At 60.0% G+C, this 20860-nt stretch carries 18 protein-coding genes and 1 tRNA gene; 9 read left to right on the top strand and 10 right to left on the bottom strand.

Annotated features, from left to right (window positions below; all coding sequences use genetic code 11):
- Window positions 1-11 precede the first annotated feature (11 nt).
- The 6 genes from VJ698_RS09095 to VJ698_RS09070 form a co-directional block, all read right to left on the bottom strand.
- The gene (locus VJ698_RS09095; RefSeq protein ID WP_324102420.1) at window positions 12-221 is read right to left on the bottom strand and encodes a hypothetical protein; all 210 of its coding nucleotides are present in this window, start codon (window positions 219-221) and stop codon (window positions 12-14) included.
- Between the two features lie 227 nt (window positions 222-448).
- A complete protein-coding gene (locus VJ698_RS09090) occupies window positions 449-589 on the bottom strand; it encodes a hypothetical protein (protein ID WP_324102419.1) in 141 nt (46 codons plus the stop codon).
- 60 nt (window positions 590-649) lie between these two features.
- The gene (locus tag VJ698_RS09085; protein ID WP_324102418.1) at window positions 650-3157 is read right to left on the bottom strand and encodes a type VI secretion system Vgr family protein; all 2508 of its coding nucleotides are present in this window, start codon (window positions 3155-3157) and stop codon (window positions 650-652) included.
- 137 nt (window positions 3158-3294) lie between these two features.
- Window positions 3295-5181, bottom strand: a complete 1887-nt coding sequence (locus VJ698_RS09080) for an MFS transporter (RefSeq protein ID WP_324102417.1) — start codon at window positions 5179-5181, stop codon at window positions 3295-3297.
- Between the two features lie 139 nt (window positions 5182-5320).
- On the bottom strand, window positions 5321-6319 hold the full coding sequence (locus VJ698_RS09075) for an NAD(P)/FAD-dependent oxidoreductase (RefSeq protein WP_324102416.1): 999 nt from the start codon (window positions 6317-6319) through the stop codon (window positions 5321-5323).
- Between the two features lie 130 nt (window positions 6320-6449).
- Window positions 6450-6896: a CBS domain-containing protein gene (locus tag VJ698_RS09070; RefSeq protein ID WP_324102415.1), complete on the bottom strand. Its 447-nt coding sequence runs from the start codon at window positions 6894-6896 to the stop codon at window positions 6450-6452.
- Between the two features lie 182 nt (window positions 6897-7078).
- On the opposite strand from VJ698_RS09070, the gene VJ698_RS09065 reads away from it, so the two are divergent.
- From VJ698_RS09065 to VJ698_RS09055, 3 genes are all read left to right on the top strand, one after another.
- Window positions 7079-8389, top strand: a complete 1311-nt coding sequence (locus VJ698_RS09065) for an O-acetylhomoserine aminocarboxypropyltransferase (protein WP_324102414.1) — start codon at window positions 7079-7081, stop codon at window positions 8387-8389.
- Between the two features lies 1 nt (window position 8390).
- The gene (locus VJ698_RS09060; protein WP_324102413.1) at window positions 8391-9197 is read left to right on the top strand and encodes an alpha/beta hydrolase; all 807 of its coding nucleotides are present in this window, start codon (window positions 8391-8393) and stop codon (window positions 9195-9197) included.
- 101 nt (window positions 9198-9298) lie between these two features.
- A complete protein-coding gene (locus tag VJ698_RS09055; RefSeq protein ID WP_324102412.1) occupies window positions 9299-9616 on the top strand; it encodes a DUF962 domain-containing protein in 318 nt (105 codons plus the stop codon).
- Here VJ698_RS09055 and VJ698_RS09050 read toward each other — a convergent pair.
- Window positions 9561-10868: a YihY family inner membrane protein gene (locus VJ698_RS09050; RefSeq protein WP_324102411.1), complete on the bottom strand. Its 1308-nt coding sequence runs from the start codon at window positions 10866-10868 to the stop codon at window positions 9561-9563. The genes VJ698_RS09055 and VJ698_RS09050 overlap by 56 nt on opposite strands.
- A gap of 69 nt (window positions 10869-10937) precedes the next feature.
- Between VJ698_RS09050 and wrbA the strand changes: the two genes are divergently transcribed.
- From wrbA to VJ698_RS09030, 4 genes are read left to right on the top strand one after another with little or no spacing between them, the layout of a single operon-like run.
- Window positions 10938-11546: an NAD(P)H:quinone oxidoreductase gene (gene wrbA / locus VJ698_RS09045; protein ID WP_324102410.1), complete on the top strand. Its 609-nt coding sequence runs from the start codon at window positions 10938-10940 to the stop codon at window positions 11544-11546.
- Window positions 11547-11557: 11 nt separating this feature from the next.
- Window positions 11558-11938: a DUF2069 domain-containing protein gene (locus tag VJ698_RS09040; protein WP_324102409.1), complete on the top strand. Its 381-nt coding sequence runs from the start codon at window positions 11558-11560 to the stop codon at window positions 11936-11938.
- Complete coding sequence (locus VJ698_RS09035; RefSeq protein ID WP_324102408.1) at window positions 11935-13341, top strand: FAD-binding oxidoreductase; 1407 nt, start codon at window positions 11935-11937, stop codon at window positions 13339-13341. Before VJ698_RS09040 ends, VJ698_RS09035 begins: the two co-directional genes overlap by 4 nt.
- The gene (locus tag VJ698_RS09030) at window positions 13338-13781 is read left to right on the top strand and encodes a DUF4124 domain-containing protein (protein ID WP_324102407.1); all 444 of its coding nucleotides are present in this window, start codon (window positions 13338-13340) and stop codon (window positions 13779-13781) included. The genes VJ698_RS09035 and VJ698_RS09030 overlap by 4 nt, the downstream gene beginning before the upstream one ends.
- A gap of 255 nt (window positions 13782-14036) precedes the next feature.
- On the opposite strand, the gene VJ698_RS09025 is transcribed toward VJ698_RS09030, so the two are convergent.
- The 3 genes from VJ698_RS09025 to VJ698_RS09015 all read right to left on the bottom strand — a co-directional run bounded on the left by VJ698_RS09025 (window position 14037) and on the right by VJ698_RS09015 (window position 18831).
- Window positions 14037-15338, bottom strand: coding sequence for an HD-GYP domain-containing protein (locus tag VJ698_RS09025; RefSeq protein WP_324102406.1), 1302 nt, complete (start codon window positions 15336-15338; stop codon window positions 14037-14039).
- A 320-nt stretch (window positions 15339-15658) separates the two neighbouring features.
- Window positions 15659-15735 (bottom strand) — tRNA-Arg (locus tag VJ698_RS09020).
- Window positions 15736-15846: 111 nt separating this feature from the next.
- The gene (locus VJ698_RS09015) at window positions 15847-18831 is read right to left on the bottom strand and encodes an EAL domain-containing protein (protein WP_324102405.1); all 2985 of its coding nucleotides are present in this window, start codon (window positions 18829-18831) and stop codon (window positions 15847-15849) included.
- A 694-nt stretch (window positions 18832-19525) separates the two neighbouring features.
- Between VJ698_RS09015 and VJ698_RS09010 the strand changes: the two genes are divergently transcribed.
- Window positions 19526-19993, top strand: coding sequence for a DUF4372 domain-containing protein (locus VJ698_RS09010; RefSeq protein ID WP_324102404.1), 468 nt, complete (start codon window positions 19526-19528; stop codon window positions 19991-19993).
- A gap of 3 nt (window positions 19994-19996) precedes the next feature.
- Window positions 19997-20761, top strand: coding sequence for an IS4 family transposase (locus VJ698_RS09005; protein ID WP_324102403.1), 765 nt, complete (start codon window positions 19997-19999; stop codon window positions 20759-20761).
- Window positions 20762-20860 lie beyond the last annotated feature (99 nt).

Below are 20860 nucleotides of genomic sequence, written 5' to 3'. Positions count from 1 at the left end.
ACAGGCTCATTCTAGTCACGCTCCTTGCTCCACTCTCGTTTGGCTTTCCGTTCTGTTCCGATTGTGATTTTCTCGCGCTCCATTGCCGAGTCCATGCGCTCCTTCAAGTCCTTCACCCGCGACGGATCCGATTTCCCTTTCAAGTAATCATTCTGTGCTGCCGCGCGGCCGGCCTTGCTGCGTTTTGTCTCCGTCTCCGCGGCCTCATATTCCTTGAACAATCTCTTTTCGTTCTCGCTGACATTCCCTGACTGTGGACCGCTGCCGCGCAGCTGTTGGCGGTTGATGTGAATTCACAGCAACCGCATACGGCAGGTTCAAGTCCTTGCTGGTTGCTGCGATGTTGAAAACGTAAGTGACTCTGCGCTTTGGGCTGACCCGCACGTCCACGATCGATTCTGGCCGGCTGTTGGTTTTCCCAGTCATGACAGGTTTCTCCTGCGCCATTTCAGTCGCTTTCATCCAATAAGTAATCGTCGTCCGCAATCGTGTCGAAGAACAGATGCAATGCCTCGGCCTCTGCCGTGGCAACATGCATGGTTCGGCCATCCTCATCTGTCGTGTCTGACAAGACCGTCCCGTTCGGCATTCTGATTCTGTAGGGAAGCCCCGCAATCGGAGCGCCCGTCACTCTGTCCAAAGCCCGGAATTATTCATCGAACATCCTGGCTCGTGTATCCGGCAAGCTCTGGAAGGAAGTAGCGACGCTCCCGGCGCCGAGGAATTCATGTGTCACACCTTTTACCGACACCGACGCCGGGCAATGGATGTCGATATTCGTGCCCGCAAGCCGGATATACCCGCCCCCCGACGCCAGCAGGATTTCCTCTTTTGCCTGGAGCTTGATGTTCCCGTTGCTCGATGTAACCGTCAGCTCCTGGTCCGCTAGCAGGTCCATCGGCCCGGTGTGAGCCTGCACGGATACCTTCTCCCTTGCCGCGATCACCTTTGCCCCGCCTTCGTGCGAAAACAGTGAAGCAGCCTTCGCTGCCACAATGGAAACAGCCTGCCCTGCGGTGGCGCGCATGGATGAGGCGGTTGTCATGGTCATGTCGCGCCCCGCGTTCAGGATGGAAGAAGCGGGCGTCACAATGCCGGTACCGGTCTGGCTGTCGAACAGTGCGACGGCTTGCTCGAATCGCGGCGCCTGATGCCCTTCGATGCTTTCGATGCCGTTGATATTGCTGGCAAAGTGCTGCAAGTTCTCTGCGATGGCGGGAGGCAAGGCATGATGGCGATTCGCCATGTCCGCAAGCGTTTTCGCCATCTCACATGAGGCGGCAAGCTTTTCTTGTGCTTCTTGCGTATCCAGTTGGGCGGATGTGGCGCCGGTGCGCGGCGCCGTCGTCAGAAACAGCCCGCGCCTGGCACGTAGCACTGACCATGCATCGGTGGCGTGTTCGAAACCTATGCCGCGATAGGCGCCGCGACAATTGCCATCCTGGCTGATCAGATAGCCGATGTTCAGCTGACTTGCGGCATAGGTCGAGGCGAGGCTCTGGCGCAACTGGCCCGGCGTATCATCCGTCACCCATTGGTTGAAACCGCTCGCCGCATATTCCTTCGTCCTGATCCCCGACAGCGCGCCCGGATGGTTGTCCGCGCCGTGAAAGGGCGGCAGGTCGGCACCGTTGTACAACTGGCCGATGACAACCGGCCTGTCGATGTCGCCACCGATAAAATCCACGCACACTTCCTGTCCTATGCGGGGAACGAAGCTCGCACCCCAGTTTGCGCCTGCGGCGGGTTGCGCGACACGAACCCAGGTTCCAGCAGTGTCATCACCGGGCGCATTCGACGCTGAAGGATGTTCGAACTGGCCGGGGGAAGGCCGTACCCCGCGCTGCCAGGGGAACTGTATCTTGATGCGGTGGTCACGCTCGGTCGTGATTTCCTCGCCGCGAACGCCGACCACCAGAGCGGTCTGCATGCCTGGCGCGATGGGTTTTGGAAAGTGATAGGCAGGCCGGACAGAGGTCAGGCGTGGAATGCAGGTGAACTGGTTGCGATACGTGCCGTGCTCGATGCGGGTTTCCTGCGTGAAGTCTGCAACACCGCTGCCAAAGTTGTTTGCGCCACGGTGTTCGATCGAGAGCACGACGTATTCGCCATCCGCATCGGGATGCCCGCGCAAGGCAAACCACGTTCCGACTGAGATCTGCCGCACTGCGCCTTCGCCGCGAATGACATGATGGGCGAGTTCCAGCGATTCGGCCCGCGCCCGGGCGATCCGCACGCTTTCGCCGGCATCGCGAAAACGATAAGCGGCAGCACCTTCATGGATTTCCAATGCAGGCATCGCTGCGGCGGTGAAGGAAGCAGAGTCTTCCGCCCCTATCGCGGCAAGACCCTTGTAATCCCAGCTCGTGAGGGTGACTGCATTGGCGTGCACCTCGCGCCGCTCGGTGAAGTGCGTGATGGTATCGGATGTCTCTGTGGCATCGGCACGATGAAAACGGATCGCCTGCTGCCCGCATGGCTCCAGCACGGCATTGTCGTCAAAGACGACCAGCCTGTGACGCGCCTGGGCGGCATCGTGTTCAAAGAAGAAATTCAACCCCTCTTCCGCCAGCAAGCGCGCGACGAAATCAAAATCCGTTTCGCGATACTGGATGGCGATCGAGCGTCTGGGAAGCGCAGCCGTGACATCGAAGCGATAGCAGGCGTTCGGGTAATCCTTGAAGGTCTCCTCAAGGATTTCCAGCACGGTCTTGTCCTGGAATACGAAGCTGTCGCGTCGCAACGTGAGCATGTGCATCCAGGGCACGAGCGTGAGGCGATAACTGGAGAGACTACCGTCGCTGCCCAGGTGTGCGGCTTCGCTCACGATGCCATGCAGGACATGATTGCGGCCATCCGCGAGCAGGATGCGCAAGCCCGCTTCGTGCCCGATCAAGGTCTTGAGTTCGACATGGGCAGAGGTGGCAAGGCAGTTGACATCGAAACGGAACAATGCGGACATCGCCTCGCGTCCCGAGAAACTTTCGACAACGAACGCGCCGGCTTCGAGCGTCGTATCCATCGAAATCAGTCGCGCGTGTTGCGAAAGACTGTTCAGGAAAGCCTGCCGGCCGGGTCCGGTTACAGCGGCGAGCTGGGTGAAGAGGGAGGATGAATTCGAACCCGGCGGTGCGGCCGTCATTTCGGGATTGGACATGGAATCGGGGCAAGGGTGACGACAGGGAAATAATTATCAAAACTGCATCGAATGCTACCCCGAACGATGCTATTTTTGCAATATTTCCCTACCTATCCCAGCTCCGTCATGCCGCGGGACTACTCCTCGGTGTAGGTTTACTTCCAGTCGCCTCGCAACGCCCGCACCTGTTCATGGAGCATTTCCGGCGTCGCCTGCGCCGGCTCCACCGCATTGCCGACCACCAGCGAGAGCCGCGAGAACGGTCCGCGCCTGAACGAGCGTTCGAAGGGATTGCCGGGGCTGCGCGTCAGGAGGCTTCCCCACAGCCCGCGCAGGGCCATCGGGATCACCGGCACCGGCGTGCGGTCGAGGATCTTGCGGATGCCGCTCTTGAACTCGTTCATTTCGCCGGTGGAGGTGAGCTTCCCCTCGGGGAAGATGCAGACCAGTTCACCTTCGTGCAGCGCCTGCGCAATATCGATGAACGCCTTCTCCATCAGCCACGGGTCTTCCTTGGCCGGCGCGATAGGGATCGCCTTTGCCGTCCTGAAGATCCAGGACAGCAGCGGGATCCTGAAGATGCGGTGATCCATCACGAAGCGAATCGGTCGTGGGCTGGCAGCCATGATGACGATGGCATCGACATAGCTGACGTGGTTGCAGACCAGCACAGCGGCGCCCTCTTCCGGAATGCGATCGGTGTCGACTGCCTGCACTCGATGAATGGTGTGGATCAGCAGCCATGCCAGGAAGCGCATGAGGAATTCCGGCACCAGCGAGAAGATGTAGACCGCAACCACTGCGTTCAGCAGCGCGGTCGCCATGAAGATCTGCGGGATGGTGTAGCCCATCTTCAGCAGGACCATCGCGAACAACGCAGCGACCACCATGAACAGGGCATTGATGATGTTCATGCCGGCAATCGTGCGCGAGACATGCTTGCGGTCGCAGCGCGTCTGGATCAGTGCGAATAGCGGCACGATGTAGAAGCCGCCGAAGACACCGATCATCACGATGTCGAACAGGATACGCAGGCTACCGTGCTGTGTGAGGAAGCCGGCGACATCGACCAGTATCGAATTGGCATAACTTAAGCTGGCGAAATAAAGATCGACGCCGAACACTGACAGGCCGATCGATCCAAAGGGCACAAGGCCGATTTCCACCTTGCGCCCCGACAGCCGTTCGCACAGCAGCGATCCGGCACCGATACCGAGCGAGAACACGGTGAGCAGCAGCACGAAGATGCTGTGGTCGCCATGCAGATAGTCTTTCGCGTACACCGGGAATTGCGCGAGGATGAGCGCGCCGTAGAACCAGAACCAGGAATTGCCGAGCACCGACAGGAAAACCGGACGGTTCTGGCGCGTGAAGCGGATGTTGCGCAGCATTTCGCTCAGCGGGTTCCAGTTGATCTTCAGCCCCGGCTCGGGTGCCGGCGAGAGTGGAATACGACGGCTGAACATCCAGCCGGCCACCGCAATTGCGACCGTTCCGAACGACACCAGTTCGATGCCCCAGGGCTTGTGCACCACGAGCATCGCACCCAGCACTTCGCCGAGCAGGATGCCGACGAAGGTGCCCATCTCAATCACGCCGTTGCCGCCGACCAGTTCTTCGGAATGCAGGTGCTGAGGGAGATACGCATACTTGACCGGACCAAACAGTGTGGAATGCATCCCCATGCCTGCTACGGCAGCGAGCAGCAGCCACAGGTTGTGCATCATCCAGCCGAATGCCGCGATGACCATGATGGCGATTTCCAGCAGCTTGACGTAACGCGCCAGCGCGGACTTTTCGAACTTGTCGGCAAGCTGACCGGCCGTTGCGGAGAACATCACGAAGGGGAGGATGAACAGGCCTGGAATGAGGTTGTTGAGCAGAGCCGGTTCCAGTGTTGTCCAGTTGAGCGCCTCGTAGGTGAGGATGGTGATCAGAGCGGTCTTGAAGACGTTGTCGTTGAACGCGCCGAAAAACTGCGTCAAGAAGAACGGGCCGAAGCGTCGTTGTGCAAGCAATAAAAATTGACTGGGTTGGCTCATCTCGTTGACCGTTTTGTGAAAAGCGTGCCTTCCTGCGCGGGCACGCCGCACCGGTGCCCGTACGAAGAATGGCGCAAGTGTCGCGGCGTGCCGCTGGCTTGGGCGCGCTTTGTGGAAAGTCGCGAGATGATACCGCAGCTTACACGGCCGTATCCGCCAACGCCGAGGCACTCAGCCAAGCGTTCTCGGCACGTCCTGCGCCGTCCAGCCCGGCCGCGAACCAGTCGCCGCAGGCGCCGATGCGTGCCGCGGCATCCCACAGGCAATCGCCGGGCAGCGTGCTGGTTGCCTGCGCATGGCGCCAGCAATACACATCGGCGAATACGGGTTGCACCAGCGACCCGGTCGCTTCATGGAACGCGCGCAGCAGCTTCTCCTTGACCCGCTCGGGGTCGTCGTGCAGGTGCTCCTCGCTCCACTCCGGCGATGCATGTCCGATCCAGTGCTCGCCAGGGCGGCGCATCGGTTTGGAGGTGTCACGAGCGATCCACTTCAGGCGCGAGCCTTTGATCCATGCACCGTCATAACCAAGGTCGAGGGCCTGCTCGAAGCTGAGGATCAAGGCCCAGCACGGTGCAAGGTGCTCCTCGCCGATCCGTTCGGCCAGCGTCGATACCGGTTGCAGCAACAGTCGCGCGAGGTCCGCAGGAGCGGCCACGATCACCGCATCGAACGGGCCGGCGCTGGCATCGATGGGAACCGTGTCGGATTGCACGGCAAGCAGCCATTGCTCGCCGTAACGCTCGACGCGCCGGATGTTCTGCCCCGTACGTACATCGATCCCTTGCGCCAGATGTTCGCCGAGCGCCGCCATGCCGGGCACTGCAACGAAGCGTCGATGGCGATCCGCATGTCCGGCAGGCTTCGCCTTCCCGTTCTCGATTGCGGCCAGCCGGCCCTGCCACGGCAGCACCCAGCCAGCCTTTTGCCATCCTGCCACTTCCTTGCGAAAGCGTTCGCTGGATGCGGTGAAGTACTGCGTGCCGTGATCGAATCCGCCCAGCTCGGTCTGGCGCGTTCCCATGCGTCCGCCGACATGGTTGTCGCGTTCATAGACAACGATGCTGTGTCCTTGCGCCTGGAGTCGTTGTGCGCAAACCAATCCCGCCAAACCGGCGCCGATGATGGCGATATGCATGCTGGTTATCCTTTCCTCGCACCCGGCAGGCAAGCCCGTCGCGATGCAATACGTGGGATCAAAATGAAAAAGCCGTTCATGGTCTGTTCCATGAACGGCTCGGCAACACGTGCATGATGCACTGATCTGCTTATTCGTCGCCCTCGGCAGGCCAGTCGCGAATATACGCCTTGAGCATCTTGTTCTCGAAGCTCTGCGCTTCGAACACTGCCTTGGCGACGTCATAGAAGGAAATCACGCCGAGCAGGGTTTTCGCATCCACGATCGGCACATAGCGCGCATGCCGCTCCAGCATCAGGCGGCGCACTTCGTTGACGTCGGTGTCGGGGGTAATGGTGATCGGATGATCGTCCATGTGCTTGCGCACGGTATCGGCGCCGATCGTTCCCTTGTTCTTGTACAGGGTCTGCATCACTTCGCGGAAGGTCAGCATGCCGACCAGCTCGCCGAACTCCATCACGACCAGCGAACCGATGTCTTTCTCGGCCATGATCTCGATGGCCTCCGCCATCGCTTTATCCGGCGTGACCGTGTACAGAATGTCGCCTTTGACTTTCAGGATTTCGGAAACTTTCATGAGGTCGTCCCAGCAGTTGAGTTGTTGTTGTCGCCCTTGAAATGTAGCCTAAGCGGCACGAAAAATCCAGCGCACCGCTGTCGCCGCCATGACAGCTCGAATGCCGGTTCGGTGCTAGGATTGCAAGGCTTCAAGAGGCTGTACAGAAAACTGATCCAGGACAAGTTTCGGAGACGATTCCAATGAGCGCCCCCCAATATCCAGGGTTCGATACCCTGTCCCTGCATGCCGGCGCGGCACCCGATCCCGCCACTGGCGCGCGGGCCACGCCGATTTACCTGACGACGTCATTCGTCTTCAAGGATTCCGACCACGCCGCGTCGCTGTTCAACATGGAGCGCGCCGGCCATGTGTATTCACGCATCTCCAACCCGACCAATGCGGTGCTCGAAGAACGCATCGCCGCTCTCGAAGGCGGCGTTGCCGGCATCGCCGTGGCCAGCGGCCAGGCCGCGCTGCACCTCGGGCTGGCAACCATTGCCGGCGCCGGTTCGCACGTGGTCGCCTCGCGCGCCTTGTATGGCGGTTCGCAGAACCTGCTCGCCTATACGATGAAGCGCTTCGGTATCGACACCACCTTTGTCGATCCGCGCGATCTCGATGCCTGGCGCAATGCCATCCGGCCGAACACGAAAGTGCTGTTCGGCGAAACGCTGGGCAATCCCGGCCTCGATGTGCTCGACATACCGAAGCTCGCGCAGATCGCGCATGAGCACTACCTGCCGTTGATGGTGGATTCCACCTTCACCACGCCCTATCTGCTGCGCCCCTTCGACCACGGCGCCGACCTGGTCTTCCACTCGGCGACAAAATTCCTGTGTGGCCACGGCACAGCGATGGGCGGCCTGCTGGTCGACGGCGGCACTTTCGACTGGCAGCTTGCCTATGAAAAAACCGGCCATTTCGCGGAATTGTGCGAACCCTATGACGGCTTCCACGGCATGGTGTTCACCGAGGAATCGACGGTGGCGCCATTCTCCCTGCGCGCGCGGCGCGAAGGAGTACGCGACTTCGGCGCCATCATGAGCCCGCACAACGCCTTCGCGATCCTGCAAGGCATCGAAACACTCAGCCTGCGCATGGACAGGCATGTGGCGAATACGCGCAGGATCGTGGAATTTCTGTCCTCGCATCCGGCGGTCGATGCGGTTGCCTATCCGGAACTCGAATCGCATCCCGACCATGCGCTCGCGCAGCAATTGCTGCCGAAGGGCTGCGGTGCGGTGTTTTCCTTCAGCCTCAAGGGCGACCGTGCCGCAGGACGGCGCTTCGTCGAATCGCTCAAGCTATTCTCGCACCTGGCCAATGTCGGCGACGCCAAGTCACTGGTGATCCATCCTGCCTCGACCACGCACTTCCGCGTGCCGACCGATCAGCTCGCAGCTGCGGGCATTACCGAAGGCACGATGCGGCTGTCGATCGGACTGGAAGATCCGGATGACCTGATCGAAGATCTGCAGCGCGGGCTCAAGGCCGCGCAGAAGGGAGCGTGACATGCTGCTCAACGTCCAGGGACAGGAAGCGTATTGCTATACCGGCGGCAAGCCGTTCAATCCGGAATTGCCCACCGTCGTCTTCATCCACGGCGCGCAGAACGACCATTCAGTATGGATCCTGCAGACGCGTTATTTCGCACACCACGGTTTCGGCGTGCTGGCAGTGGATCTGCCCGGTCACGGCCGCAGCAAGGGCGCGCCCCTGCCAAGCGTGGAGGCGATGTCCGACTGGCTGCTTGCGCTGCTGGATGCGGCCGGCGTGCAAAAGGCATCGCTGGTCGGCCACAGCATGGGATCGCTGATCGCGCTGGAATCCGCATTCCGTGCGCCGGAGCGCATCAGCCGCCTGGCGCTGGTCGGCACCGCCTATCCAATGAGGGTGTCCGATGCTCTGCTCGACGCATCGAAAAACCAGGAGCAGGTGGCCATCGATATGGTCAACATCTGGTCGCACACCTCGATCGCGCAGAAACCGTCCTGCCCCGGCCCCGGCTTCTACGTGATGAACGGTAGCCAGCGTCTGATGCAGCACATCGCGCGGAAAAATCCGGCACAGGTGTTCTATACCGATTTTTCCGCCTGCAATGCGTATGCGAACGGCGAAGCAGCGGCACATTCAGTGGCCTGCCCCACCTTGCTCTTGCTCGGCAAGCGCGACATGATGACGCCGCCCAAGGCAACGGCGACCTTGACGAAGGCCATTGCGGGTTGTCAGGTTGTCCAGATCGACAACTGCGGCCACTCGCTGATGGCCGAGCAACCGGATGCGGTGCTGGATGCCTTGTACGACTTCATGCGGCGCTGACACCATCAAGGGATGCAACTCAAATTTCGCAACGGGATTTTAGTTGCATCTCGGCAATATTCAGACTAAGCTGAAATCGAGCGGTCTCGGAGGAGGTCATCATGGCAAACGTCCTGCGGAAGGAATATGCGTCGTTCCGGGAGTTCTACCCGGTCTACCTGAACGAGCATGCAAACCGGGCCTGCCGCGAATTGCACTTCACCGGCTCAACGCTCGCGATATTCTGCCTTGGCGTACTGCTCCTGAGTGGCAACCTGTGGTGGCTTGCCGGGGCCTTCGGCTGCGGTTACGGCTTTTCCTGGATCGGCCATTTCGTCTTCGCCAAAAACCAGCCCGTGACGCTGCGCCACCCGATCTATTCCTTCATGGCTGACTGGCTGATGTACTGGCAGATGCTGACCGGACAGGCGTCGTTCTAGAGAAATGGGAGGCCAGGGTCTGCCCGAGGCCCTGCTCCATCGCGCTTTCCACCTGCCTGGCGAGCGTCGGATTGCTTGCCGTGTTGAACACGAACAGCCGATACACGTCAGCGAGTTTCAACTGCTCCGGATTGGCGAGCAGCACCCAGGTATCCAGCCCCTCCCGGATCCACTTGCCGAACTGCACGCGCTTCGGTGATTCGGTCTTGATCCGCCCGACCCAGCCCGCCTCCAGCATGCGTTGCAGCAAGACCTCGGACTCGTCGAAGCCGAGCCGCGTTATGGTGCGGATGGCGCGCGCGTCGATGGCGGCACTGGCGTTGTTCTTGCGTGCGCCGTACAGGACTTCCAGCACGGCCATCGCATCCACAAAGGCGCTGCCGGGCGTGGGAACGTGCCACCAGCGTTCGTACTTCACGACCGGCAACGCGGCCGCCAGCACCGCACCGATCAGCGTGATCAGCCACGACAGGTAAAGCCACAGCAGGAAGATGGGCATCGCCGCCAGCGCGCCGTAGATGATGGTGTAGGTAGGAAATTTCGTCAGGAAGATGACGAAGATGCGCTTGGCGATTTCAAATGCGGCCGCGGCAAGGAATCCTCCGCAGGCCGCATCGCGCCAGTCCACGAAGCGGTTGGGCACCGCGATGTACAGCATGGTGAATGCCCCTGTTGTCAGCAGGACTGAAACCAGCGTATAAGAAATGGCGCCGATCAACGGGAAATTCATGCCAAGGCCGCTGGTCGCGGAAAACATTTCCGACGTGAACGTGATCGACACGCCGACCAGCAGCGGCCCGAGCGTGACCACGGCCCAATAGATGAGAAGGCGCTGGATGAAAGGCCGCGTCGCCTTCACCCGCCAGATGTGGTTGAAGGCACGGTCGATGGTCAGCATCATGACGATTGCCGTCAGGATCAGGCCTATCGCGCCGATCGCCGACAGGCGCGTTGCCTTGCTGGCGAACTGGTTCAGGTAGCCGAGGATGGTGCTGGCAATGGTTCTCGGCATCAGGCTCTTGATGAAATACGCCTCCAGCGACGCACGGAAGGTATTGAAGAGCGGAAAAGTGGTGAAGATCGCGAAGGCAATGGTGAGGATCGGCACAAGCGCCAGCACGGTGGTGAAGGTAAGGCTGCCCGCCACCTGCGGCAAGCGTTCCTCGTTCAGGCGGCGGCGCGCGAACTGGAACAGGCCGCGCACATCTTCCAGCGGAAAGTTGCGGAAGATCGCCAGGTTGAACGGAAACATCGGTCGAACGGGCTGCGGCTTCATTGTGGCCAGACGGGAGTGGTCATAAAGCGTCCTATAATAGCAAGCATGAATTCGCCTGAGCTCACAATCCTTGTCCTATATTATTCCCGCACCGGATCAACACGCAAACTGGCAGAGCTGATCGCTCGGGGAATCGAAAGCGTCCCCGGTTGCGAAGCGCGCCTGCGCACCGTCCCCGCCGTTTCCACGGTCACCGAGGCAATCGAACCTGACATTCCGAAGGACGGTGCGCCTTATGCCGAGCATCGCGACCTGGAGGAATGTGCCGCCGTCGCGCTCGGATCGCCTACGCGCTTCGGCAACATGGCTGCACCGCTGAAATATTTTTTGGACGGCACCTCCGCGCAATGGCTGTCGGGATCGCTGGCCGGAAAGCCCGCCTGCGTGTTCACCTCGACCGGCAGCATTCATGGCGGGCAGGAAGCAACGCTCCTGTCGATGATGCTTCCCCTGCTGCATCACGGCATGTTGCTGCTCGGCCTGCCTTATACGCATCCTGAACTGATGACCACTACCAGCGGCGGCACACCCTATGGCGCGAGCCACTGGGCGGGCGGCAGCGGCACGAACGCTGTCTCCCCCGACACGCACCTGCTGGCGGTCGCCCTGGGACGCCGGCTTGCGGAAACCGCTGCGAGACTGAGAGGCGCATGATGCAAAACCGCATGCAAACAACGCTTTACTATGGCTCCGCCGTCAGCCTCGTGCTGCTGATCCTGTTCTGCGTGGCATGGGAACTCGTGCTCGATCCCTTGCGCCCGGGCGGCTCATGGCTGGTGCTGAAAGTGATTCCGCTACTGCTGCCCCTGCGCGGTGTGCTCAAGCGCGACATCTACACCATGCAATGGTCGTCCATGCTCATCCTGCTCTACTTCACGGAAGGCATCGTGCGCGCCACCAGCGACAAGGGCCTGTCCGCCACGCTCGGATGGGTCGAGGTCGCGCTGACCTGTGTCTTTTTCTTCTGCACCATTTTCTATCTGCGTCCCTTCAAGCAGGCTGCGAAAAAGATTGCGCAGCAGGCGATTCAAAAAGCATCGAAATGAACGATTTCCTTCAGCAATGCCGCACGACGATCGGCGCCGCCCATGTCATTACCGATCCATCCGACATGGCGGGGCACCTCACCGACTGGCGCAAGCGTTTCACCGGCAAGGCGCTGGCCGTTGTCAAACCCGGCTCGACCGAAGAGGTCGCTGCGGTCGTCCGCCTGTGCAACCAGTTCCGCGTACCAGTCGTGCCGCAGGGCGGCAACACCGGCCTGGTACTGGGCAGCGTACCGGACCAGAGCGGCAACGCCATCGTGCTGTCATTGACCCGGCTTAACCGCATCCGCGCAGTCGATACGATCAACAACACCATGACGGTGGAATCCGGCTGCATTCTCGAACAGGTCCAGAACGCGGCGTCCGATGCAGGGCGCCTGTTCCCGCTATCGCTTGCGGCAGAAGGCAGCTGCACGATCGGCGGCAACCTTTCCACCAATGCGGGCGGCACCGCCGTGCTCAGGTACGGCAATACGCGCGAGCTCTGCCTCGGACTGGAAGTCGTGACCGCGCAAGGCGAGGTGTGGAACGGCCTGCGCGGACTGCGCAAGGACAACACCGGCTACGACCTGCGCGACCTCTTCATCGGTGCGGAAGGGACGCTTGGCATCATCACCGCGGCTGTATTGAAAGTCTTCCCACAGCCCAAGGCGCAACTGACGGCGCTGGCCGCAATGCCGTCGCCGGACGATGCACTGCGCTTGCTCTCGATCGCGCAGGAAAAGTGCGGCCCGGCCTTGACCGGTTTCGAATTGATGTCCGATTTTTGCCTGCGGCTCGTCAACAAGCACTATCCGCACATGCGCCTGCCCTTCCCACAGAATTATTCGCAGTATGTGCTGCTCGAACTCTCCGACAACGAGTCGGAAGAGCATGCCAACGCGATGCTGGAAGACCTGATCACCGTTGCACTCGAACAGGCCGTGATCCAGGACGCCGCCGTTGCTTCGTCGATCGCCCAGTCGAAAGCCTTGTGGAGCCTGCGCGAACACATTCCGCTGGCGCAGGCGGATGAAGGCAAGAACATCAAGCACGATATCTCGGTGCCGATTTCGCGCATCGGCGATTTCATTCGCACCACCGACGTCGAACTGGAGAAAAATTTTCCCGGCTGCCGCATGGTGACCTTCGGCCATCTCGGCGACGGCAACCTGCATTACAACGTTTCACCGCCGGAGCATGGATCTCCGGATGCCTTCATCGCGCACCAGACGGAAATCAATCGCGTGGTACACGACAGCGTGCATCGCTTCGGCGGCTCGATCTCGGCCGAGCATGGACTGGGCGCGTTGAAGCGCAATGAAATTATGCAGTACAAGTCGGAACTCGAAATGAACCTGATGCGCACGATCAAACAGGCGCTCGACCCCCTGGGTTTGATGAATCCGGGGAAGGTCGTATGAAGAAATCACTCGTGCGTCAGGTTTTGCTGTTCATTGCCGTGCTCTCGTGTGCGGCGCCCGCCTTTGCCATCTATAAGTGCGAATCGGATGGCAGCGTGCGCTACAGCGACATGCCCTGTCCCGATGCGAAGGTGCTGAATATCCGTGGCGTTGCGCCTGCCGATGCCGCCGACGCGCATCAGCAGGCCCTGCAGGACAGGAAAAAACTGAAGCAGCTCGAAGATGCCCGCCACAAGAGCGAGCGGCAGGAAGACAAGGAACGCCGGAGTGCGGCGCGTGCGCAAGCCGCCGCGCACAAGGCCTGCACGAGGCTGGCGTTGCACAAGAAATGGGCTGATGAGGACGCCGCCTCCGCCACGGGAAAATCAGCGGCCACTGCGAAGAGAAAAGCACGCCGCGCGGAAGAGCGCTATCAAACGGAATGCGGGAAGATTGGCTAGGCAGAGGGCAAAATCTCGTGACAGCGTTGAATCCCCCCTCCTTTCACATCGTCGTTCCCGCGCAGGCGGGAACTCATTCTGAGGTGATGTGAACCCGGATATAGGCATGTCAACCGACCTATGGGTTCCCGCCTGCGCGGGAACGACGGGTTGAGGTGCCAGCACTAGCCAGCACCATTGCGCGCCCGCGAACGACACGAGAAACATCATTTCCACTTTCGTGTTTTTCGTGTCTTTCGTGGACAACCAAAAAGCCTAATGCTCACCGTCCAGCAGCGTAATCAGCGCTTGCAAGGTTTCAGCTTCCTGTGCTTCCAGCGATGACGCCTGCAATGCGACGTCGCGCGCGAGGTCGCGCATGCGCCATTCGATTTCGCTTACTGCGACTGTCGTCTCGAACAGGATTTCAGTGCTGCGAGATTCGAACATGCCGGCGGCCTGTTCCAGGCAGACGTCCAGGCCAGTGCTGCTGATAGCGCGCTGGATGCAGCTGGTGCGCTCCAGTGCCGCGGACAAAATCTGGCTTGCCTTTTTTGAGCGCAGCGTGGCCGATTGCTGCAGCTTCTGTTCTTCCTGCAACACCGCGTCGAGGTGCGAATACAAGGCTTGCACGCGCTGCTTTTCCTCGCCGGACGGCATCCCTGCCTCACCCTTGTCGGCACCGGATTCTTCGCGTTCCTTGTGCATCGCCGCCGAGACGGTAGAAACCAGTTCACGCGGGTGTTCGCCGGGGATGATCTTCAATGCCATCACTGCACGCTCCAGCGGCTTGTCCTTGCTCGTCAAAATCCCCGAAATCATTTCCGCGACCGAGATCACCTGCCCCGGGGCGCTGATCTGTGTGCCGGACACCTGGCGCGGATAGCCACCGCCGTCGAAGCGTTCATGGTGTTCGAACACGGCCTGTGCGACTGCCGCGGGATAGTTCTCCAGGCCTTCGATCAGCATCTGGCCGATGCGCGGGTGGACAACCACATGCCGCCATTCATGCGGAAACAGGCGCCGGTTCGAATGCAGGTACTCCGGATCGATATACAGTTCGCCGATGTCGTGCAGCAGGCCGGCCAGTGCAACAACCGTCTGGTCCTGGCTCCCAAGGCCGAATTTCCTCGCCAGGCAAATCGATACCAGGCTGACCATCACGCTATGCTGCAACGCCGCCTGGCCGCCGCGCTCGATGATGGTAAGCATGGTGCTCATGGCGCTGCCGAACTTCAGCTCGGACAGGATCTGCAATGGCGACGGGCCGGTTTCGACCAGCCCGAGCAAGGCACGAACAGGAGCAAGCGTATCGACGATGCGCTGCGCCTCGGTGGCGACGGCATCGATGTCAACGCCGGAATCGACCGCAATGCTGGATTCGAACGGTTTGCTCAGGCGGCGCATGATCAGCCGCTCCTGCAGGCTGCGCGAAATCCGCGCGCCCTTGGCCACCAGCTTCATGCCGCGAGCATCGTAGATGTCTTCAGTCGCCTTGATATCGGCTTCCTCGGCAAGATTCATCACCTTGTCGAGGTAGTGTTTGTTTACCGAGTTGATCAGGTGGTCATCAGGCATCGGGTGTATCTGTGTGAGGGCGTGGCAGCAGCGTGGCGTGCCGGATCGGCATCCACATACTCATCCGGCGATAACCGGGAGAAACCTGTGACCATTTTGCCTTGACTGTTGCAATACGTAAACTCATGTTCGCAAAAGCCGCATGCAACGATGCTCCGGATTCAAAAATCCGTGACGCATGACAAGAATCTGTCCGTCGAGCGGTAGACCGTCGAGATGATGTTGCGGGGTGCGTCCACCAGCCGCAATGATGCGCGGGGCACACCCTGCGTTGAGCTGAACGACGAGAAGTGCTTCGGTAATACAGGTGGGGAAATGGGTGGCCTGCCCAGCAGGAATCGAACCTGCGACCCTCAGCTTAGAAGGCTGATGCTCTATCCAACTGAGCTATGGGCAGTGCTTGAAAGAGGTACGGCGGACGGCTGATCAAAACAACAACACGCCTGTCCCACGCGTGCAGCACGAGTGCCGCGAAACGTGCGGATATTATATCTAATGACGCATGCTTTCAATGATCCGGTGATGATTCATGAGAATCCGGCCGGGGCTGTGATCCGTCCGCCGCGATCAGTTGCTCGAGCTGTGCAACCGGCACCGGCCGGCTCAGGTAGTAGCCCTGCACCTGATCGCATCGTTGGGCACGCAGGAAATCGAGCTGCTCTACGGTTTCGACGCCTTCGGCAATCACGTTCATCTTCAGGCTGTGGGCAAGCGCAATCACGGCCTTGGCGATCGCGGCATCGTCTGCATCGGTGGTGATGTCCCTGACGAAGGATCGATCGATCTTGAGCGAGTCGATCGGAAAGCGCTTCAGGTAGCTCAACGACGAATAACCCGTGCCGAAATCATCGATCGACAGGCGCACTCCCATGTCGCTCAACTTTTGCAAGGTTTCGGCGGCAGCTTCCGGATTGTCCATGATCACGCTCTCGGTGATTTCCAGCTCCAGCCATTGCGGGCGGCAACCGGTTTCCTCGAGCACGCGCGACACGGTCTTGACAATGTCCTGCTGCTTGAACTGCCGCGCCGACAGATTGACCGCCATCTGGAGCGGCGGCATTGCGCCCTGCTCACGCCATGCGCGAGCCTGTGCGCAGGCAGTGCGCAGCACCCATTCCCCCATCGGCACGATGAGCCCGGTATCTTCCGCCACGGGAATGAAGTTGCCCGGGAAGACCACAGGCTGCCCAGGTGGCGCCCACCGCAGGAGCGCCTCCACACCGATGAACCGGCCGCTGGACAGCTCCATCTGCGGTTGATAGTGCAGCGTAAACTCGCCGCGCTCCAGCGCGCGGCGCAATCCGCTTTCCAGCTTCAGCCGGTCGAGCGCCCTGGAATTCATTTCATGCGCATAGAACTGGAAATTGTTGCGGCCAGCGTCCTTCGCGCGGTACATCGCCGTATCGGCATTCTTCAGGAGGGTCTGGGCATCATGCCCGTCGCGCGGGAACATGCTGATGCCGATGCTGCCAGTCGGATAGAACTCATGGCCTTGCATCGTCATTGGATTGGCCAGCGCTTCGAGGATCTGCTGCGCCATGATCGCCGCCGCATTCTCATGGGCGATGTCGGGCCAGATCACGACGAACTCGTCACCGCCGAGGCGCGCGATGGTATCGCCGGCACGCACGGCAAACGCAAGGCGTCGCGCTACCTCGATGATGATCCTGTCGCCGACGTCGTGCCCAAGGCTGTCGTTGATGTTCTTGAAACGGTCCAGGTCAATCAGCATCACCGCCACCTGGCTGCCCCCGCGGTTCGCGAAGACCAGCGCCTGCGACAGGCGGTCCAGCAGCAGCGAGCGGTTCGGCAGGTTGGTCAGCGCATCATAATTGGCGACATGCAGCAGTTCCTCTTCGATCTGCTTGCGTCGTGAAATGTCTTCGATCACCGTGCTGAAATACCTCGGCTTGCCATCCTCGCCACGCACGATAGAGGTGGTCAGGTTGACCCAGATGTAATAGCCGTTCCGGTGGCGGTAACGCTTCTCCCAGGTCTTCTCTTCCAGTTCGCCGTCGACCATGCGACGCACCACTGCCCAGTCCCCGATCAGGTCTTCGGGGTGGGTGATGTCCTGGAAGCTCATTTCCAGCAGTTCCTGCGTGGTGTAACCGATGATCTCGGCCAGCTTCCTGTTCACCATCAGCCAGCGCCCGTCCGGTGCGACGTGCGCAAGGCCGACCGCAGCCTGGTTGAACGCCACGCGGAAGCGATTCTCGCTTTCGCGCAGCACCGCCTCGCCCTTCAGGCGCTCCGTAATATCGCGCACCACGGCCACCAGCAATTGCCGGCCCTCCGATTCCACTGCCCTGAGATACACCTCCACCGGCAGCCGCGTCCCGTCCTTGCGCTGGTGGACGCTGCGCAGGATGCCGGTCTTGCTCACGCTGCGAATGATTTCATCGAAGCGGTGATTGACTCTCTCGAGTTCGCCTTCGTCGGGCTTGAGATCCTGCGGGCCGAGTCGCAGCAGTTCCTCGTAGGTGTAGCCGAGCGTGACCAGTGCGGTTTCGTTGGCGTCGATGATGCGCATCTGCTCACGGTCGACGATGTACACCGCATCGATGGAGCTGTCGAGTGCCATCCGGAAGCGGCGCAGTTCTTCCTGCGAACGCACGCGCTCCGTGATGTCCTGCGCCATCAGCAGCAACACGCCCTCCTCTTCCATGAGAGCGCCGGAGATGTCGAATTCGAAATGACGCACTGCCTCGCCATCGGCCAGCGTCACCAGCAGGTCGTGCCGGTCCTTGCCAGTCGCCAGCACCTGCTGCAATCCCTCGGCAAGCGCAGGGCTGTCGACGAGCTCGCGAATCGGCGCACCAGCCACCTTCGCTTCGTCGGCTACGCCGAACATGCGGCACATGGCGCGATTGATGGTACGGATGGTCAGGTCGGCCCCAATCACCATCAAGCCGGATGGCATCGAAGCGACGATCTGTTCGGTGTAATTCTTGGCACGCAGGATTTCCTTGCGGTCTGCCTGGAAATAGGTGTCGAGCGTAAGCACCACGTCCATGCACACGACCTTCAGCAACGCGTTGAGCGCGGCAAACAACTGCCCGGGCTCATCGCGCATCGCCGCCGCAAGAATCGGTACCGCGTCGGTGACATACTTTCGGTAAGCGCCCACGTACCATTTCGGTTCCAGCCCGATGCGCTGGTGTACCACGCCGACGCGCAGGCGATCCTTGACATAGGTCGCGTCGTAGACGCCGTTGGTCAGGCGATCGAAGTACTCCACCTGCGCACACTTCAGGCGCTCGGTGTTGCCTTTGTCGCCGAGAAGCGGCTGAAGCTCGGGGAACCTGTAGATGTAGCGATGGAAGGAATCGACTAGCGCACGCTGGTGCGGCGCCAGCAATACGTGAATCTTTTGCAAGAGCGCGATGTCGGCCTCGAAAATGCCGAGGACCTGCTTGCGCTGCTCTATTCCGTTTGCGTCGAGACCGATTTCGCTGGCGATGACTTCAACGAGCTCATCGAGACTTTTCATGCAAAAGCTCCGCCGGAATACGGGAATGCCACTCGTGTATTACATGCAGACGCCAAAGTCTCCTCGCTCGCAACATGATGGGGAGTGCTGATTATCTCAGCGTCGCCAAAGCATGGCAAACGGTAAATCGAGAGTGTGTCGTTCTTGCGCTAAGGGGGAGGAAATGGCTCGGGGATTTTTTCAAAGCGATAGAAAAATTGAGCGGAGCGCCGTCAAGCTTCTTCCCCCTGCAGGGGAGGCAACCATACGATGGCAACGCCATTCAGTTATGACTGACTTTCCCTTTCGTCGTCCCCGCGAAGGCGCGGGATCCATAACCCACTTCAAAGTTCGGCTATCTGAATAGTGTGCGCAGAATCGCAACCCCACCATGGGTCCCCGCCTTCGCGGGGACGACGGGGGAAAGGGTGGACGGGGCATGGCTGTTTCCTCCGCGTGCGAGCGTCGTCAACAAAATCATTACATAGGGTGCACCGTGCGCACCATTACTGCGTCGGCAAGGGCATCGATGCTGCATTATCGGCAGTCGAGGCATTGGCGGGTTTCGCTTCGCTCAACCCACCCTACCATCTGCAAGGGCGGCCGGAAACCGTACGATGGCAATGCCAATCAGTTAAAGCTGACTTTTCCTCTTGTCGTCCCCGCGAAGGCGCACTGCTGTCCGGAATAATTTTGTTGACAAGGCTGGAGAGGGTTGCAGGTATTGGTTTACGAGGTGTATACCCCTGTTTGCCAACTTAAAAACCAAACCTGCAACATGTTCAGGATAAACACTTTTCACGCATTAATGAAGGGGCTGGCGCGCGACGCGTTCGAGCGCCTGGTGAAGAAACACAATGGCGATAAATACTGCAAGCGTTTCGGTCATTGGGATCATCTCGTGGCGATGATCTATGCCCAGTTGAGCGGGGTAACCGGTCTGCGTCCATTGGAAACGGCCTTCAACAGCCAGGTGGCGCATCACTATCATCTGGGGACTGACTGCATCAAGCGCGCCACCCTGGCCGATGCCAACGAAACGCGAAAGGATGTGGTCTTTGCTGACACGGTGGCGTGGCTGATTCAAAAAGTCTCACGGCAACTGCGCCAGGAAACCCGGCAGTTGATGTATCTGCTGGACTCGACTTCGGTCACCCTGAAGGGGCACGAATTCGACCGCTAGACATTGGCCAATCGAACCCGCAATACACAGGGGATCAAGCTGCATGTGCTGTACGCCAGGCCGGTCGCCGCACCGGTGTGGCACGGCATCAGTGCCGCCAACGTCAACGACGTGGAAATGGCGGGCGAGGTGCCGCTGCGGGAAGATGCGGTGTATGTGTTCGATAAGGGCTATTGCGACTATAACTGGTGGCATCGCATCGATCTGGCGGGGGCGCAGTTTGTCACGCGCTTCAAGCGCAACGCCGGCTTGCGCGTCGAACAGGAACGGCGTATTGCCGCCGAGGCCACCGGCATCGTCCTGCAAGACCGAATTGTGCGCTTCAAGTACAAGCAGCAGGGTGGCAAACGCATCAATCACTATGACAAGCCGCTGCGCTGCATCACGATTGCCCGTGCCGGCAAGCCAACGCCGCTGGTGCTGGCGACCAATGACTTGACCAGCGACGCCTTGGAGATCGCGCAACGTTACAAGGCACGGTGGGATATCGAATTGTTCTTCAAATGGATCAAGCAGCATTTGAAGATCAAGAAATTCTTCGGGCGTACTGAAAACGCCGTGCGGATTCAATTGCTGACCGCGCTCATCAGTTACCTTCTGGTAGCGCTGTACAGGCAGGCACCTGGGCTCAAACAAAGCCTGTGGGTGTGCTTGTGTTTGATACGCGCCACGTTGTTTCAACGTCCGGAAATCGATGCTTCGCAATACCGCAAGCGACGACAATATGCCGAGCTCATGGCACGTATCCAACCCAGCTTGTTTTCATGAACATGTCAACAAAATTATTCCGGACAGCAGTGCGCGAAGGCGGGGATCCATAACCCGCTTCAAACTACGACTATCTGAATACTGTGCGCAGGATCGCAA

The sequence above is a fragment of the Noviherbaspirillum sp. genome, assembly GCF_035254685.1.
GTDB lineage: Bacteria > Pseudomonadota > Gammaproteobacteria > Burkholderiales > Burkholderiaceae_D > Noviherbaspirillum.
This window is presented reverse-complemented; position numbering and strand designations above follow the sequence as displayed.

Excerpts from the sequence above, each read along its gene's own strand:
- VJ698_RS09090 (WP_324102419.1), bottom strand. The coding sequence starts at position 589 with ATGCCGAACGGGACGGTCTTGTCAGACACGACAGATGAGGATGGCCGA.
- VJ698_RS09085 (WP_324102418.1), bottom strand. The coding sequence starts at position 3,157 with ATGTCCAATCCCGAAATGACGGCCGCACCGCCGGGTTCGAATTCATCC.
- VJ698_RS09080 (WP_324102417.1), bottom strand. The coding sequence starts at position 5,181 with ATGAGCCAACCCAGTCAATTTTTATTGCTTGCACAACGACGCTTCGGC.
- VJ698_RS09075 (WP_324102416.1), bottom strand. The coding sequence starts at position 6,319 with ATGCATATCGCCATCATCGGCGCCGGTTTGGCGGGATTGGTTTGCGCA.
- VJ698_RS09070 (WP_324102415.1), bottom strand. The coding sequence starts at position 6,896 with ATGAAAGTTTCCGAAATCCTGAAAGTCAAAGGCGACATTCTGTACACG.
- VJ698_RS09065 (WP_324102414.1), top strand. The coding sequence starts at position 7,079 with ATGAGCGCCCCCCAATATCCAGGGTTCGATACCCTGTCCCTGCATGCC.
- VJ698_RS09060 (WP_324102413.1), top strand. The coding sequence starts at position 8,391 with ATGCTGCTCAACGTCCAGGGACAGGAAGCGTATTGCTATACCGGCGGC.
- VJ698_RS09055 (WP_324102412.1), top strand. The coding sequence starts at position 9,299 with ATGGCAAACGTCCTGCGGAAGGAATATGCGTCGTTCCGGGAGTTCTAC.
- VJ698_RS09050 (WP_324102411.1), bottom strand. The coding sequence starts at position 10,868 with ATGTTTCCGTTCAACCTGGCGATCTTCCGCAACTTTCCGCTGGAAGAT.
- wrbA (WP_324102410.1), top strand. The coding sequence starts at position 10,938 with ATGAATTCGCCTGAGCTCACAATCCTTGTCCTATATTATTCCCGCACC.
- VJ698_RS09040 (WP_324102409.1), top strand. The coding sequence starts at position 11,558 with ATGCAAACAACGCTTTACTATGGCTCCGCCGTCAGCCTCGTGCTGCTG.
- VJ698_RS09035 (WP_324102408.1), top strand. The coding sequence starts at position 11,935 with ATGAACGATTTCCTTCAGCAATGCCGCACGACGATCGGCGCCGCCCAT.
- VJ698_RS09030 (WP_324102407.1), top strand. The coding sequence starts at position 13,338 with ATGAAGAAATCACTCGTGCGTCAGGTTTTGCTGTTCATTGCCGTGCTC.
- VJ698_RS09025 (WP_324102406.1), bottom strand. The coding sequence starts at position 15,338 with ATGCCTGATGACCACCTGATCAACTCGGTAAACAAACACTACCTCGAC.
- VJ698_RS09015 (WP_324102405.1), bottom strand. The coding sequence starts at position 18,831 with ATGAAAAGTCTCGATGAGCTCGTTGAAGTCATCGCCAGCGAAATCGGT.